Origin of the sequence: Rhodohalobacter sp. SW132, assembly GCF_003390325.1 — a bacterium.
In the GTDB taxonomy this organism is placed as follows: domain Bacteria; phylum Bacteroidota; class Rhodothermia; order Balneolales; family Balneolaceae; genus SW132.
Genome location: NZ_QUOK01000005.1, coordinates 310,695 through 327,401, shown reverse-complemented (window position 1 = coordinate 327,401; position 16,707 = coordinate 310,695). Strand labels below are relative to the sequence as shown.

Annotated in this window: 15 protein-coding genes and 1 riboswitch; of the genes, 14 read left to right on the top strand and 1 reads right to left on the bottom strand. The window is 44.2% G+C overall.

Annotated features, from left to right (window positions below; all coding sequences use genetic code 11):
* Window positions 1-485 precede the first annotated feature (485 nt).
* From DYD21_RS12005 to DYD21_RS11955, 11 genes are all read left to right on the top strand, one after another.
* Complete coding sequence (locus DYD21_RS12005; protein ID WP_116036994.1) at window positions 486-941, top strand: MerC domain-containing protein; 456 nt, start codon at window positions 486-488, stop codon at window positions 939-941.
* On the top strand, window positions 928-1,257 hold the full coding sequence (locus tag DYD21_RS12000; protein ID WP_116036991.1) for a ribbon-helix-helix domain-containing protein: 330 nt from the start codon (window positions 928-930) through the stop codon (window positions 1,255-1,257). Before DYD21_RS12005 ends, DYD21_RS12000 begins: the two co-directional genes overlap by 14 nt.
* Window positions 1,258-1,260: 3 nt before the next feature.
* The gene (locus tag DYD21_RS11995; RefSeq protein ID WP_116036989.1) at window positions 1,261-1,587 is read left to right on the top strand and encodes a hypothetical protein; all 327 of its coding nucleotides are present in this window, start codon (window positions 1,261-1,263) and stop codon (window positions 1,585-1,587) included.
* A gap of 300 nt (window positions 1,588-1,887) precedes the next feature.
* Entirely contained in the window at window positions 1,888-2,394 is a 507-nt protein-coding gene (locus DYD21_RS21230; protein WP_199535527.1) for a GTP-binding protein, read from the top strand.
* A gap of 90 nt (window positions 2,395-2,484) precedes the next feature.
* Window positions 2,485-2,949, top strand: a complete 465-nt coding sequence (locus DYD21_RS21225) for a GTP-binding protein (RefSeq protein ID WP_199535526.1) — start codon at window positions 2,485-2,487, stop codon at window positions 2,947-2,949.
* Between the two features lie 168 nt (window positions 2,950-3,117).
* Complete coding sequence (locus DYD21_RS11980; protein ID WP_116036984.1) at window positions 3,118-4,029, top strand: DUF5829 family protein; 912 nt, start codon at window positions 3,118-3,120, stop codon at window positions 4,027-4,029.
* A 194-nt stretch (window positions 4,030-4,223) separates the two neighbouring features.
* Window positions 4,224-4,925, top strand: coding sequence for a superoxide dismutase (locus DYD21_RS11975; protein ID WP_116037148.1), 702 nt, complete (start codon window positions 4,224-4,226; stop codon window positions 4,923-4,925).
* Complete coding sequence (locus DYD21_RS11970; RefSeq protein ID WP_158551608.1) at window positions 4,922-6,118, top strand: FAD/NAD(P)-binding protein; 1,197 nt, start codon at window positions 4,922-4,924, stop codon at window positions 6,116-6,118. Before DYD21_RS11975 ends, DYD21_RS11970 begins: the two co-directional genes overlap by 4 nt.
* 86 nt (window positions 6,119-6,204) lie before the next feature.
* Window positions 6,205-6,528, top strand: a complete 324-nt coding sequence (locus tag DYD21_RS11965; RefSeq protein WP_147303572.1) for a hypothetical protein — start codon at window positions 6,205-6,207, stop codon at window positions 6,526-6,528.
* A gap of 47 nt (window positions 6,529-6,575) precedes the next feature.
* Window positions 6,576-8,804, top strand: a complete 2,229-nt coding sequence (locus DYD21_RS11960; protein ID WP_116036976.1) for a TonB-dependent receptor — start codon at window positions 6,576-6,578, stop codon at window positions 8,802-8,804.
* Between the two features lie 86 nt (window positions 8,805-8,890).
* Entirely contained in the window at window positions 8,891-9,130 is a 240-nt protein-coding gene (locus DYD21_RS11955; protein WP_116036974.1) for a hypothetical protein, read from the top strand.
* A gap of 713 nt (window positions 9,131-9,843) precedes the next feature.
* On the opposite strand, the gene DYD21_RS11945 is transcribed toward DYD21_RS11955, so the two are convergent.
* Entirely contained in the window at window positions 9,844-10,530 is a 687-nt protein-coding gene (locus tag DYD21_RS11945) for a hypothetical protein (protein ID WP_116036969.1), read from the bottom strand.
* Between the two features lie 85 nt (window positions 10,531-10,615).
* On the opposite strand from DYD21_RS11945, the gene DYD21_RS11940 reads away from it, so the two are divergent.
* The 3 genes from DYD21_RS11940 (at window position 10,616) to DYD21_RS11930 (ending at window position 16,707) form a co-directional block, all read left to right on the top strand.
* Window positions 10,616-13,372: a T9SS type A sorting domain-containing protein gene (locus DYD21_RS11940; protein ID WP_116036966.1), complete on the top strand. Its 2,757-nt coding sequence runs from the start codon at window positions 10,616-10,618 to the stop codon at window positions 13,370-13,372.
* 135 nt (window positions 13,373-13,507) lie between these two features.
* Window positions 13,508-14,176 carry a hypothetical protein gene (locus tag DYD21_RS11935; protein ID WP_116036964.1) on the top strand — a complete coding sequence of 223 codons (669 nt, stop codon included), beginning with the start codon at window positions 13,508-13,510 and terminating at the stop codon, window positions 14,174-14,176.
* A 240-nt stretch (window positions 14,177-14,416) separates the two neighbouring features.
* A riboswitch (cobalamin riboswitch) is annotated at window positions 14,417-14,619 on the top strand.
* A gap of 141 nt (window positions 14,620-14,760) precedes the next feature.
* On the top strand, window positions 14,761-16,707 hold the full coding sequence (locus tag DYD21_RS11930) for a TonB-dependent siderophore receptor (RefSeq protein WP_116036962.1): 1,947 nt from the start codon (window positions 14,761-14,763) through the stop codon (window positions 16,705-16,707).

Here is a 16,707-nt window from a genome sequence, read left to right as displayed (position 1 = left end):
TAATGAAAAATTTAATTGTCATAAGTAAATGGTGTGCAATAGGTTATAGGGTGTTAATAAGCATTTCCAGTACTGTCAATTCAGTTTTGTGCATGTGCAGGCATTAACCACTATCCATCTATAGTCTGCATTAAAGAGGCAATACATTTAGGGAAAAAGTGAAGTTTAGTTTAGCCGGGGGATGAGCAAATTATTGTGAATATTGAAAAATCGAAGATTTCTTATAAAACCAGAAAAGTCTTACTTATTTCGAAGAAGTACCACGTTGTCAATTTTGTCAAGGTTCTCTCAATTTTTCATCGGCTCCTTCCTTCTCTCTTTAATTAATTTTCTCCAATCGTCCGCTTTTTTTACTCAATTTTAAAATCGAACTCAGTTTTTTCAGTAAAGATAATTCTCAAAGTAATTTTTGATGTTGAAAATCTAACTTTGAGTGTGTACATTAATACACACTGAATTCTACACTATCAATTTCTTTCAAATTCATGCCTGACAAAAGTATCACAGCATCTGTACTCTGGGATCGTTTCGGAATTGGTGTATCGGGAATTTGTGCCATTCATTGTCTTCTCTTACCGGTATTTATTGCACTGATGCCTGTAGCAACGGTAAGCAGCGTAATTAGTGAGTGGCTGCATCCCCTTTTTGTGATCTTAATTGCACCAACGGTTTATTTTGCATCCAAAAGAAGTCATTTCGACCGAAAAGTCACCGGTCTTCTTGTTTCTGGATTTATCCTGATAGTAGCAGGCTGGTTGATTGGCCACTACTGGCTTGGATTCTGGTCAGAAACAGGCTTGACACTGGGAGGCAGTATTTTATTGATCCTGGGGCACTGGAAGAATTACAGACATCATCAAAAGTGCACAAATCATAACCACCAGCATCACCCGGTAGAAGAGTATACACACTCAAAAGAGGAGCGACATGAAAAGGCTTAACTTTACACTCGATGATGATACAGTGAAGCTGTTAGACCGACTTGCCAAAAAATATTATAAAGGAAATAAATCGCAGACGGTTCGGGCTGCACTTGAAAGCCTTGCCGCTCACCAGGGGCATGAAGGATGGGTGATTACAGGGTATACCCCAACCAAAGCCGACCACGATATAAATTGTCATAGCTGCGGCAGCGAGCAAAATGAAGGAAATGTTTTGTTTAAACCCGTTTTTGAGCGGGGAAGCAGTCCGTCTGCAATCAAGTCCATCCCAAACGAAGAGTGGGTGGAATGCCCCTCCTGTCTTGAAACGAAGTAATAGTTGAGTAAGATCTCTAAATATATCACCAAAATTCCGCTGCTATCATTTTTGATTGTGATAGGGCTCGGGTTTGCACAGTTTCACGAGGCAATTCACGCCGCTGAAACCGTTCAGCTTCATACCGAATCTGACAGCGGAGAATCTTCATCTGAACAGCATGAGGATGTATGCCTGTCTTGTACACTCTCCCTTACCGCATTATCAGCAGGTGAACAGCGGGTCAGTTTCGACAACCTGTTTTCTGAGAATCTATATCTTCCACATCTTTTATTTGCGTACAATTCAGCCACCACGCACTTCCGGCTGAGAGCACCCCCGTCTTACTAACAAAAATACATTTTCAGGATGAATCAAACTGCGCAGGATAATCATAGCCAGCTGCGGTTATTTTTGGATCTTTTTGTGATTTGAGATCCATATCAAACCGCAATATGGGCTGACCTGCGAGTCTTTTCACGTTCAAAAAACCCTTGTGATTTGGTGAGCTGTATACCAATCACAAAGGGACTGGCCTTGAATCCGGATCTTGATTTCACTGAACCTACTGTGATATCCCACTTCACCCTGCGGACATTCCACAGGGATCATCGTGTCGAAAAAATAAAAAAGCATTTTTAAACCAAATTTATGAAACCAACGAAAAAGAAAATACCGATCACCATTCTGTGTGGATTTCTCGGATCGGGAAAGACTACACTCCTAAACCATATTCTTGAATTTAATAAAGGAAAACGGATCGCTGTCATCGTGAATGAGTTTGGTGAGGTGAATGTAGATGCCAAACTGGTTCAGCATACAACGGAAGAGATGATTGAACTCTCAAACGGCTGCATCTGCTGTACGCTGCGGGGTGATCTGATTGAAGGGGTTCACGGCCTGATTCGCGATCACGACATCGACCATATCGTTATTGAATCAACCGGTATCGGTGAGCCGGTTCCCATTGCCCAGGCGTTTTATGTACAGCCTGAACTGCTTGCACTCGAACCCGGTATCCCGAATATTCAGCACCGCGTGTATGTAGATTCAATCATCACGGTGGCTGACAGCGCCCAGTTTATGGATATGTATCAACGAAATTCAACCATTGAGGGAGATGATTTTAATCGAGGATACGGCCAGCTTCTGGCATAGCAGATTGAAGGGGCAGATATCCTGATCCTGAATAAAACTGACCTTGCTACACAAAATCAGCTGAAGACGTTAAAGGAACTTTTCAGCACAATGAACCCGAGGGCGGTTTTATATGAATGTGAACATGGCAAAATTGATGCCGGACAAATTCTGAATACCGGTCTGTTTGATATCGAAGTTGCCGAACAATCCTCGCTTTGGGTGGCGGAACTGGAAAAAGACCCGGGTTCTGAGTCGGAGGAGTATGGTATTGAAACCTTTGTTTTTACGACAGATCAGCGGTTTGATGAAGGACGGTTGTCGAACGTGCTTCAGGGCGGTTTGCCGGAGAATATATTTCGATCGAAAGGGCTGGTTGCGATTGAAAACAGTGATGCGGCCCTGCTTTGGAACCAGGCCGGTAAATACCTGACGTTTCAGCAGATTGGCCGATTTCAGGATCCGGTTTATGTCCGAAGTGAAATTGTTTTCATCGGGCAGAACCTGGATAAAAGTAAAATTTCCGGGATGCTAAAATCAGCACTCAGCACCTTTTCACTTGAGCAATCCATCTAACCCTAAGTCAACGTGCGCGGGAGGGTGATGCCTTCCGTGTACTTTTTTTCGGTTGTTTAAATCAACTTTCCGGGACTTCATGGATATACCCTCCATCTCAAAATCGAAAAGATACGATGAAAGCTTGTTTTCTAAATGATATAAAAAAGAAATTTCAAACAAGAAATCATGAATAAACATAGCAAATCATTTAACCAAATCCGGTGGATTTCCCTTGTGTGGATTATTGCCCTTTTTCAGATTGGCTGTACGGGAGTTGAATCCGCCCGGCAGAATCCGGTTTACTTCGACCTCAACCATTTTTATATCAGTATGGATAGTGCCTCATTTGATGCATTCAGGGAGCACCCGGAAATTCTGACAAACTATTTTCATGCAGATAGTGGAATGCCGGAATTTCAGCCGGTTACCGATTCTACAGGAATCATCTATCTACGCGGTGAATCTGTATATATGGAGCTGATGGGCCCAGAGAACCGGTTTGGCGTTGCTCAAGGAGTAACGGGTATCGGTTTTTCCGAAGACACCCAATTGCCTCTTGATCCCCAATGGAAAGAAAAAGTCGACAGTCTGTTTCAGGAAACAGGTGTTGAGTTTGGGAACAACAGCTATATGATAAACGGTGAAACAATAAGCTGGTTTGATACCGCTTATATCCCGGATACCACCACAACCATCTATACCTGGTACTCTCGCTATAATCCTGAATTTTTAAGTGCTATTACCGGTGATACCTATTCGGAGTATACAAGAGAAAATTACCTGAAGCTCGCCCGCAAAGGAGAGAAAAACGTGCAGGATATTACAGGTTTGAGCCTGGAATTAAACACGGATGATTATGATCGAATCACCCTGGAACTGGAGCAGATTGGGGCCCTGCCGGAGAAGTACGACGGGAACAGAGATGGCTCACGCTACAAGGTTGGGCAGGTGCTTTTTGATCTGTACAAGGAAAATAGATCGAGGCTAACCGAAGCGAGATTTCGCCTGGCTGAGGCATCAGATTGTAATTACCGGGCCGGTACGATTTCCCTCCGATGTGATGGATACAGGCTCGCAATGCGCTTTGGTGATGTATAGGATAATATTGGGGATAAATCCCCAGTGCTCCTAAACAGCTGGATGCATCACTGTCTTGATAATTTTATCAAAGGTTCTAAATAAACCATCATTACAACCAAAAACACAACAAACCGATAATGAATACAAAAACTTCTATTTCTCGCAAAAAAGCTGTAAAACTTATGGCCTTTAGCTCAGTAACTGGTTTTCTAATGCCTGGGATCTTTCATCAATCCGCCAAGGTTGCAGACAAGCGAAAAGCAGGCAGTTATCTCAGCTATGATCAAATCTATAATGCCACTTATCCATTTTCGCTTGAGCCGCTACCTTATGAACACAACGCCCTCGAACCTGCGATCGATGCTAAAACGATGGAGATTCACCACGGACGGCATCACCAGGGATACATCAATAATTTAAACAATGCACTGGAGAATCATTCTGATCTCCAGGAGATGACGCTGTCGGATTTGGTATCCCGGCTGAATGAGCTGCCTGAAGAGGTGAAAACAGCTGTCCAAAATCACGGCGGCGGACATTTGAATCACGTGATTTTCTGGAATACGATGAGTCCGAACGGAAGTTCAGCGACCGGTTCATTTGCAGAAGCTGTCAATCGAGATTTCGGAAGCCTGGAAAATCTGAAAGCAGAATTGAAGCGTGCTACAGGAGTTTTTGGCAGTGGTTGGGCATGGGTAGCAGCCGAGGAAAATGGCCGCTTAAAAGTGGTTCAAACTTCCAATCAGGATAATCCTTTAACTGATGGATTGACTCCTCTTACGGGAGTAGACGTCTGGGAGCACGCCTACTACCTCAATTATCAAAATCTTCGGGGTGATTACGTGGATGCATGGCTGGACCTGGTTCACTGGGAGAAGGTGTCAGAAATCTACGAGGAAAACCTGGCAGGATGATCAACCGCGATTCCATACTCGACTGGGCCATTATTGGCGGAGGTATTCACGGTACATACCTTGCCAATACTCTCATCCGGCAGAGGGTTGCCGGCCGGAGTGATCTTCGGGTGATTGATCCCCACGGGAAACCTCTCCATCAATGGAAGAAGGTAACCGCAAGCGTGGGGATGGAATATCTTCGATCACCCAAAGTTCATCATCTTGATCTCGAACCGTTTTCGCTGAAGCACTATGCACAGTGCGAACGGTTTGAGGATAAGATGTACATCACGCCAAACGACCGCCCTTCGCTGAAGCTTTTTAATGATCATACCGATTCAGTAATAGAAACGAGTGGCCTGAACGAGATCTATCGCAAAGGGTATGCGTTGAACATTGAGTGGAGTTGCGATCATGCCGTTATTACCACCGATCATGAAGTGATACGGGCAAAAAAAGTGATCCTCGCAATAGGCCAGGGGGGATCTGCAAACTGGCCGGAATGGGCAAAGGATGCCGCACTGGAAGGAGCAGCTATTTGTCATGTTCTGGAAGGTGCCTATTGCCGCGAGCAGATTCCGGAAAGTGGTGAGGTTGTAGTTGTAGGCGGGGGGATGTCGGCTGTTCAAACGGCTCTTTCGATTGCAGACGAGAATCGCCATGTGACCCTGCTTTCACCCCACTCATTGCGGCAAAATAACTACGATTCGGATCCCGGCTGGATGGGACCTAAATATCTGAACCGGTTCAGAGAAATCTCGTGCTTACGGAAAAGGAGAAGAATAATAAACGAAGCAAGAAATTCAGGATCGATTACGCACGATTTGAAATGGGAGCTGATAAAGAGCCAAAACAAGAATGAATGCAGTCTTATCATTGATACTGTAAGGAGTTGTTCGGTGCTGACCAATGATCTATTGCTGCTGAATTTGAAAAGCGGAGAGACTCTTGCCGCTAATCATATTGTCCTTGCCACAGGGTATGAGAATGAGCGACCGGGGGGACGATTAATTGATCGTTTAATTTCAAAATACGATCTCAAATGCTCTGAGTGCGGTTTTCCAATCACGGACACATCACTTCAATGGTATGAAAATCTCTATGTAAGCGGGGGCCTTGCTGAGCTTGAGGTGGGTCCGGCCTCACGAAATATCGTTGGTGCAAGAATGGCAGCTCGAAAGATATTAAATATGACTGAAAATAATTTTTAGTCTCACCTAAATAATGGCTAATTTAGTCTAAGCTAAAAATCTAAAACTGTGAGCCTAAACTACCCATGAAATATGATCTGATCAGGATGCAATTTCGAAACCTCTTCATCCTGGCAATTGCTGCCGGAATGGCGATCGTGTATCCTGTTCATGTGATTGTGGATCATACCGGACTGTTTGATCATCATATTCACCATCATCATCATGACGATGATCAACCATCAAGTGATCCGGAATCGGATGAAGATCTCTGTGCGTTCTGTATAAAAATAGGTTCAATGGAGGTTTCTGAAGGCCAGAATTCGGTTCCGAAGAAAAGTAAGATCACAGAGAACGTACACGGAAATCTGATTACAGATAACGTTCAGAATGATGGAAAGCCCACTCGGGCACCGCCGGTTTACTTTTGATTTTAGCTTATAAAAGTCACCATTATTTAAGATCAAAAGGATTTATTATGAAGATTTTCAATACAACAATTATGGCAGTGGTGTTGCTGTTACTTGGTGCAGGCAGCCTTGAAGCCGGCACGATCAACACAAATGAAACCCTGAAAGGTGAAGTACTGGAGGCTGCTACCGGAGAACCAATTCCCGGCGCAACAATCATCATACAGGAAACAGAACGCGGTACGGCTGCGGATGCAGATGGCCGTTTTCAATTTGACAGCCTCCCGCAGGGCAGCTACACACTTTCCATCCGAGCGGTAGGATTCACAGCTATAAGCCTATCGGTTGATCATCCCGAAGATGGGTTTTTATCGATTAAACTGCAGCAGGATATTTTCAGGGCGGATGATGTGATTGTAACAAGCTCTCCGATCGGGCGGAGTATTCAATATCAACCCGCGCAGGCACTGAACAGGGAAGCTCTTCAGCAAAAGGCAGCTCCCAGTTTGGGTGAGATCCTGGATGGAAGTCCGGGAGTTTCAACGCGATCATTCGGTTCTGCTCCATCGCGCCCTGTCATTCGCGGGCTGGACGGCGACCGTGTCCTGGTTCTTCAGAATGGTGAGCGGATGGGGGATTTATCCGGTACCGCCGTGGATCACGCCGTATCTCTTGATCCGCTTTCAATGGATCGGGTAGAAGTGGTCAGAGGGCCGGCCAGTCTCCTTTACGGATCCAGTGCAATCGGCGGTGTTGTGAATATGTTCAGCAACGATATGCCCCGCGATTGGGATAAAGGTCCGTCGGGCAGCCTGGCTACACACGCTGCTACCGTGAATGATATGGGTGCCGGCCTGGCACGGTTTCAGCAGGGATGGGACAGCTTTGCCGTTACGGGACGGGTCATCTACCGGGATGGAGGAGACATTCGAACGCCCGAGGGACGACTCCCCGATACGTCAGTCAATAACGTCAGTTTTGGTTCGGGATTGGGGTATCGGTCCGGCAATTTTGAGACGGGGCTCTCTGTCTCAGGCATGGATTACACGTATGGCCTGCCCGAAGCGATCGATGATCCGAATGAAAATGTGGAGATCCGGATGAACCGGACAAATCTTCAGAGCATTTCGACACTAAAGATGGACCGGTTTTTTGAACTGGCTGAACTGAGAATTCAGCTCAGCGATTATGTTCATGATGAGATCGAATCAGAAATAAATCCCGACGGATCCGTGGACGAAGATCTTGAAATCTCCTTCAATCAACAGACCGTGAGTAGTTCATTACTGCTTCGCCACAGGCCTATCGGGAGGTTTGAAGGTGCCCTGGGTTTAAGCATGAACTATTCTCAGCTTACCGTGGGCGGCGATGAGGCTCTGACACCGGACGCCGACAGTTATTTTCTTGCCGGTTATCTGTATGAAGAGATCCGGCTGAATTCACGCTTCAATGTTAAAACCGGAGCACGGCTGGAGTTCAAGGAGACATTTGTAAAGACCAACGAACTCTTTACGGATCCCGGTGAATTTGAGGATCGGTCCGACCTGATTTTTGCAGGCGCCATCGGGCTGAACTATACCCCAAACAGGAACTGGGAGGCGGGTTTCCAGGTCGCGAGGGCATTCCGAACTCCGGGTATTGAGGAGCTCTATTCCAATGCACCACACCTGGCTGCAGGCTCTTTTGATATCGGTGACCCAACGCTGGATAATGAAACCAGCATAGGCACCGATTTGTTTTTGAAATACAGATCAAACCGTATCTATAGCGAGCTCTCCCTGTATGTGAATCGCATAAATAACTTTATTAATTTTTCGCCAACAGGAGAAATTCACGGGCCATCAGGACTTCCAGTGTTTGAATACGGATCAACCGATGCCCTGCTCTACGGTTTTGAGTTTCAAACCGATATTGCATTTACCGATCAGCTTCGTGCAGGAGTCGGGTTTGATTACGTGAGAGGCCGGGAACGAACAGGAGACCAGAACGATCTGCCTTTTATTCCGCCATTCAGAACGCATCTTTCCATGATGTACGATACGGGTGACTGGTGGGCCGGGCCAAGGCTCAGAATTGCCAACTCTCAGGACAGGGTTGCACCCAATGAGGATCCAACTGACGGATACCTGCTGGTTGGGATGGATGCCGGGTATCGGCTTGGTCACGGCGTATCGTTCAGTGTTCGGGTAGACAATCTGCTCAACGAAAGCTATCGCGATCACCTGAGCCGAGTGGAAGACCGTAACAACCCGATGCCGGCGCGGAATATCAATGCGATGCTGCGGTGGGAGTTTTAAATAGGTATAACCCTCCAAGGGTTCTAAACCCTTGGAGGATTGCTGATAAGCCTTTTACGAAATTATATCTATTGATATATTAAAACATGAACTGTCCTAAAGGAAAAAATCAATACAGCACAAAATTCCTGGCGGAAACCTCCCTGATTGATATTCACATCCATCGTAACTTTCCTCCGGATCAGGGCCCGCAAAACGTGTATCGGTGCGAGTTTTGCGGAGAGTGGCATCTGACCAGTAAATCCCCTGAACGAAATGAGCGTCTGCAGGAGATGATTGATTCCGGTGAGCTCAGGCGGATGCAGCAGGCGAGGCGGTGGGAGTGAGGCCGTCTTGTGTGAAATAGGATATATCTGCGATACCATCAGTTTTAAATGGTTTGGTTTTTGTATGCGAGAGGCTAAGCTGAATAAACTGTAAGCCATTTTAGAGAAGAAAATTGATTTATTTCTCAGATTTTTTGTAAGTATGTACCGTATTTTAGATCATACCTGAAATGGAATGGCATAGCAGAACGTAATCTGTGAGGTATATATATGAAAAAGTTACTCACAACTTCTCAATGTATAATGAAGAGCTAAAAGGGATACATATGAATTGGGTGATTTATATTTTCTTAGCGATAGGGTTTATTTACACGGTGCACAAATATATGAAGTTCATAAAAGGGAACTATATAATTCCTCCTCGCTTTTTTCTTTCATGGAAGTTTATTGTGGATGTTCTTGTAATGCTTCTAATAGCTGTGGGTGTTTTTTATGCGAAGTATCCACTCACTGAAATCGATATCTTTATCGTACTTTTTGTCGGGTTTATGATTGGTTTTATAAATGCCACAATAGGAACCGGAAAAGAAAAGCGTACCCTAATGAAATCATAATGTGGGTTCTGATTATTTTCTATTTCAATAAAAAAGTAGTTTTTTTTGAATGAAATGAGGAATATTTGTGATCTGTGCATCCCATGTATAGAACGGCAATTCACTGTAAAGCCTCGCTCCAAAAAACGGGTCTCATTCAAATAGCGATTATCATCAAATTCAGGATATCCCTCGCCTAAAACGCTCCCGCAGTTCCACGATATAGATTGCCAGTTCATCGCGAACTTCTTTTGCACGTGCGTAAAATTCGAGATAAATATCTCTGTCCAGCAGCTCCTTTTCGCCGATTTCGTAAAGGGCATTCAGCATCCGGTTTGCGGCGTTGAGGCCCCGCTTGCAGTTGGCAATGTTGCCGCCCAGGCTGTCCATCTCAAACCCAAATCCGAACCCGCCCGCAATTTTGGCCGGAGGAACTGTGAGCGAACGCGCAAATTCTTTTACTGATTCGTCCTCAATATCGATGAGATGTTCATCAGCCATATCCATGGCATCCATCGTGAATTTAAACGCTTTTTGGTAGAGAGGCATATTCTCAAAACTCTCAAAATCAGTAGGATCGTAACCGGTCTGCTGTTTCCACTCTTCACCTTCTTCATATTCATCTATGTCAAAATCATCCATCCACTCATTCTGTTCCTCCTCGAAATCTTCCAGAAGATGAGTCCAGCCCATCTCCTCAAAAATAATCCTGTCGCGGTCGGGGTGATCCATGTATTTTTCAAAAAGGTAGGTGTATTTCTCCGTTCGTTTGTCCGATTCCCTGAAAAACTCCTCCCAGCGGTGTTCATCCCAGATTTCCGGTTCATTCTCCTCTTCATTTCCAAAAGGCTGGTTGTTTTCACTCATGATGTTCTCCTGTTTGATTCTAATTCTAAATGAAAATCTTATTTTTTACATTCTCAAAATCAGAATTAAATAAACTCTTTCATCAATGACAAACTTTACACGGTTGCATAGATTCTGGAATACACTTTTCATCATCGTTCTATTCATGCTTGTATCAGAAAATGGAAATGCGCAAAACAGTGGTTTTGGAAATCAAATTATTCTGGGAGATCGGACTGCTTCAAATATATCCGGACTAAAAGTGGTGGATGTAGACCAGGATGGATACCCGGATATCCTTATATCTTCCGAAAATCAGATTAGCTGGTTCCAAAATCTGAAAAATGGACAATTTGGCCCGGTAAATCTTCTTGTTGAAACAGACGTAAATATCAAGGGGTTTGATGTGGGAGACGCAACTGGTGATGGAAATATCGACCTGGTGTGGTTCCATGCATACAATGGAGGGTTCTTTATTCAACAAGGTATTGATGACTTAAGTGATTCCGAAATCCGACAAATTGAATATGCGGAGGAGAGTCGGCTGTTACGAGACATAAAAATTACTAAACAGCCGGAAGATGAACAGCCTATACTCTTTATTTCGGATGATTTCGGAATTGGAACGGTCGGCTCTATGACTCTTTCGATGGACAGCCGTTCAAATTCAGAATCGTTGAATATTCAATACACAGAATTGCTATCTGGCGATTCTGGTCAGCCCTCTGGTAAGCTTTGGTTGGCTGATATGAATGGTGATCAGCAAATGGATTTGATTATGGCAGACAATCATTACATCGATAACAGTCAAATCGGTGTTTATCTGGAACAAACGGATGGTAATCACCAATTTACAGAAGTTGCTCAGTACGGATACCAAAAAGTTACTGATATTGCTATTGGTGATATGAATTCAAATGGAAAACCGGATATTGTTTCAGGTACGGAAATCTACACGGATATTATGAATGGCAATCATGGCTATTCAGGACATATTTATTTTCATGAAAATCTTGGTGAAGGTAACTTTAGTGAACCGATTGTATTAGAGAGTACATTTGAAGGATTTTCATTTGTAGAGCTCATTGATGTCGACCAAAACGGGATGAAGGATATTGTAGCTGTTACGCGGCCTAATAGCTTTGAGCCATCAAAAATAGTGTGGATGAAGAATGAGGGGGGAGGTAATTTTTCGGATTCCCAATTGCTGGCAGAATCCACTACCTGGTATGATGTGATGGTTGCTGCTGACATCACGATGGATGGGCAATTGGACCTGATCGGATCAAGCAGTTTAAACGACGAACTGGCCTGGTTTGAGTATTCTGATGACTTGATGTGGGACCGCACCGTAATTGAAGCATCGGATGTAAGTTCTCCAGTGGATCTGATCAGTTTCGACGTAGATGGAGATGGATTGAATGACCTGATTGTAAGTTCAGAACAGCACGAGAAAGGATTGGTATGGTATCGAAACCTTGGGAATTTTCAGTTTTCGCCTCCAATCATTATTGATGATTCAATGGAGAATGTGCTGCAGATTGAAATGTATGACGTGGATGGCAGCGGACAGGACGATCTGGTAGTACTCTCATCAAGGTGGTATTATACGTATCAGAGTGCAAATGATAATCCTCTTCAGAAAGAAAGAAAAAGGGAGTTTACCTTGGCTTGGTACAAAATTCAGGGTTCCGTGGACTTTGATGATGCTTCCATTATTGCATCCGGGGAATATGAAGGGGATCATTTTTCCATGGGAGATTTTAATGGCAATGGGCATCTTGATGTAGCAGTGACGATTCTTAGTAATGAAATGGTGCTTCGAATGGATAATCAGGGTGACGGGCAGTTCGCAGAACCGGTGGTTGTTGGTGCTGAACTTACCGGTGCAAATGTCAATGTTGCGGCGGATCTGAATGGAGATGGAAACGATGAATTGATCATCATAAGCAGAGAACGGGATGAAGATGAGCCGGTTTTTAATAATGTATTCAATTTCTGGCTAAACAGATTTGATGATGGAGAGCATCTTCCCGTAAAGTTTCAATTGGATGAACTAAGAAGCACACATGCCGTACGAACAATGAAATCCGCTGATTTAAATCTGAATGGGCGGCCCGAAATTGTTGCTGCTACTACGTCCTGGACTCCAAACAATTTGGTGAATCAATATCTGATCGTTATGGAGCAAACGGACATTGATTCGGTGTGGCATCAAACGAACCTGAGTTCTTCAGGCGGAGCGGGCTACGAGGATCTGTATATCGCGGATTTGAACCAAAATGGATTATACGATGTAGTTTCAATTTCAAATGTGTACAGGACATGGACGGATGCGTTGAACGGAGATATACACTGGTATGAAAATGTAGGGGAAGGTGTGTTTGCAGAAAGAAAAACTATAGATAGTTCCGTAATCGGGATGAAAAATGTGATTGCCGCCGATCTAAACAACAATGGATTGCGGGATATTGTGATCACAGTTATAAATAAAGATGGATCGCGAGTTAATGAGAACGAACCAGATTTACGTGATTACATAGCTATTTACCCTAATGTGATGAATGAAAGTGTATCTATAGAACCTGTTAAAATACCGGATCAATTCCAGCTGCATCAAAACTATCCGAACCCGTTCAACCCGTCAACCTTGATCTCTTATACTATTTCTGAAGCCGGATTTGTTGAACTGAATGTATTCAATTTACTGGGGCAAAAGATTCAGGTTTTAGTGAGTGAACAGCAAACAGCCGGTTCGCATCACGTACGGTTTAATGCCGGAAATTTATCAAGCGGAGTTTATCTCTATCAGCTCAAAACCGGGAATACGGTAATCAACAGAAAAATGTTATTGGTAAAGTAGATTGTAAAGTATTTATTTACACCACTTTTATCTGTTCTTTTACGCTGAATATTATACGGATGTTCTTTTTTTAACTGCCTTAAAACATCAGGTTAACATCACAACCTTGCACATGGAATTTAACCTATATGAATCATGCTTGATAAATTGAAAAATATCACAGATCAGATCAGCCAGCGAAAAAATGGTGTTACTTTTGATGCTGCACGGTTTAATGACCCGATAGCGGAACAGGTGAATTGGACCGTAATCAAAGCAGGCGGAAGTAACTTTCAAACCCACAAACTGGTTGAAGCCGGATCGTCTCGCATAGAAAGTGAACCGACACTGATCAGTAAAATTTTTCCGATGATTTTTGTGATCATGGGCCTTGCCATTCCGCTTGTGCTGATTTCAGCCGGTTATCTGTCAGGTAATCAGGATCTTTTCCACATGTCATTTGCTTCTGTTCTGTTCGGGCTGATATTTGTTGGAGTTGGTGCCTTTTTCTTTCGGAAACTATCAGAGAAAATGATTTTTGATAAGCTAAAAAACCGGTTCTGGGTGGAGAAACCTGGAAAAGAAAAAAATATGACAGAACTCATGAACAACGAATTGAAACTCAGTGATGTGCACGCCATTCAGCTTGTCTCAAAATTTTTAAAGGGTAATAATAAGTCGTTTTACATCTATGAAATGAATGTTGTGATGAATGATACTCAGCGGTACAACGTAATGCGCCACGGGAAAAAGAGGCAGATCCGCCGGGATGCAGCGAAACTTTCCAAATTTATGGGAAAACCGATTTGGGATGCGGCAGATTGAACCCCGGCTTTTTTTCGCTGAATTTCGCTGAATTTCGCGGAGTAACGCTGATAAGTCAAATGTATCTTCAAAATCGGCGGATTAATAAGGATGATTCTGCGTTAATAATCCATTTTCTAAATGGATTTACGTTTTAGACAGCTATGAGTGAATCTAACTCATCCAACAGAAGAAATCAGAGAGATTCAATTCATGGAAAATGGAGTTAATTGAGTATTGACATCCATCCGATTTCACGGTACCATTCATGCCGCAACAGGTTCCCGTCCGCCTCCGGGCAGTCGGGATGAAAAGGGAATCCGGTGAAAATCCGAAACTATCCCCGTAGCTGTAAGCTCTATCGAAACCTTCAGTACTCTTTGCCACTGTTCCACCCAAAATGGAACGGGAAGGCTGCTGAAGGGGAGTGAGTCAGAAGACCTGCCTGGTTGCAAATCATAAATAATTCAGGCTTTCGGAGGAAAAGCCAGGAATGTGGAACTGCTCTGCCCGTGCGTTATTAAATTGTGCGGATGTTATTGTAGTACACCTTTCTATTTTTTCTCGAAAGCTCATCGGTTAAACTAAATAAAATCAATTCGACCATGAGCAAAATTTATCTACTATTAGCGGGATTTCTGCTGTGCGCCTCAGCAATTCAGGCACAGCCATTTATTGAATCGGAACCTTCCGATGTCGCGACCGATACTCTTGAACTCGATCGTGTGGTGGTTACAGCATCCAAACTGCCGCTTACGCAGCGGGAAACAACAAAGCCCGTTATCCTGATCACCCGCGAAGAGATTGAACGAAATAGCGGCCGGGATCTCTCCCAGATTCTGAATCAGCAGAGTGGAATCCGGGTAAACGATTCCTATGGAGCCCCATCAAACGGACGAATTCTCTATTTACAGGGCGCAGCAGCTCAAAATACTCTTATTCTTGTGGATGGTCTGCCGGTGAGTGATCCATCCGGGGTTGGCGGACTTTTTGACCTGCGGCTGCTGCCCACAAATAACATTGAACAAATTGAAATTATCAAAGGAAGTCAGTCCACTCTTTACGGTACCGATGCCATCGCAGGTGTGGTAAACCTGATTACCCGAAGCGGCGGTGACGAACTTGTGAACGCAACCGGACGCCTTTCGTATGGCTCATATAACACCTTTAATGGAAATGTGGGCGTGAATGGAAGTGCCGGCGAGCGAGTGCGCTATACGCTGAATTACAACCGGGAGACGAGTGACGGATTCAGTGCCGCCCGTGATCCCGAAGATACAGGAACCTTCGGTGACGATGGTTATTCACTGGATTCATTTTTTGGAAAGGCAGACGTTTCAGTGACTGAAAATCTTACGATTTCTCCATTTCTGAACTATTCCAAAAATGAGGGAGATTACGACGCAGACGCTTTCCAGGATGCGGATAACTTTTATTCTCTTGAGCTTCTGAATCCCGGAGTGCAGGCACAGTTCAGCAGGGGTGATCTGCGTTTGAATGGAGGATATAACTACTCACGAACCCAGCGAATGTTTGATTCGCAGTTTGGGGTTAATGAATTTGAGGGGCAGATGCACAATGCCGATCTGTTTGGAAATTACAGGCTGACAAATCACCTGCAGGTTCTGGCGGGATTCAATTTCCAGGATTTTACGATTCCCGAAAGCGAAGATGAGGGGTTTGACAATAATGGAAATCCTGTAACGGTGGTATTTGAAGAGAGAGATGCACAGGTCGTTAGTCCGTACGCCACACTCTATCTTAAGGATTGGAATGGACTGAGTACTGAAATCGGCTACAGGCTGAACAACCACAGCGAGTACGGCAACAATTCCACATTCAGTATTGCGCCGTCGTATCAGGTTACGGATCAGGTGAAGCTCTTTGCATCGGTCAGCAGCGGATTTAAAGCTCCAACACTGGATGAGCTATTTGGTCAGTTTGGCGCCAATCCGGATTTGGATCCTCAAACAAGTCTCTATTTTAATATCGGGGCAGAATCATACCTGTTGGACCAATCCCTGAAATTGAGCGCTCAGTATTTCAACCGGGAGATTGACGATCTGATCATCTATGGCCCGACAGGATACATCAACCGGGATCGTCAGAACGATCAGGGAATTGAGCTATCTGCTGATTGGATCATCAATAACCGCATCAGAACCGGCGCGTGGTACAATTATCTTGACGGCGAAATTACAACATTCGGAGAAGATGGAGAAGATACGCAAAGCAACCTGATTCGCCGGCCAACGAACAGTTTTGGTTTTAATGCCGGAGTATCTGTTACCGATCAGATCTATGTTCGGCTGGATGGTGAGTACAATGGCGAGCGAACCGATATTTTCTTCAATCCCGATAATTTTATGCAGGAAGATGTGACTCTTGATGCATATACGCTCGTGAATATCTATGCGGAGTATAAACTGTATGATGGCAGATTCACGATCTTTGGAGATGTGAAAAATCTGTTCAATTCCGATTTTACGGAGGTGTATGGGTATAATACCATGGGAACAGCCGTAAAAGCCGGACTCCGGTTCAATCTCTGA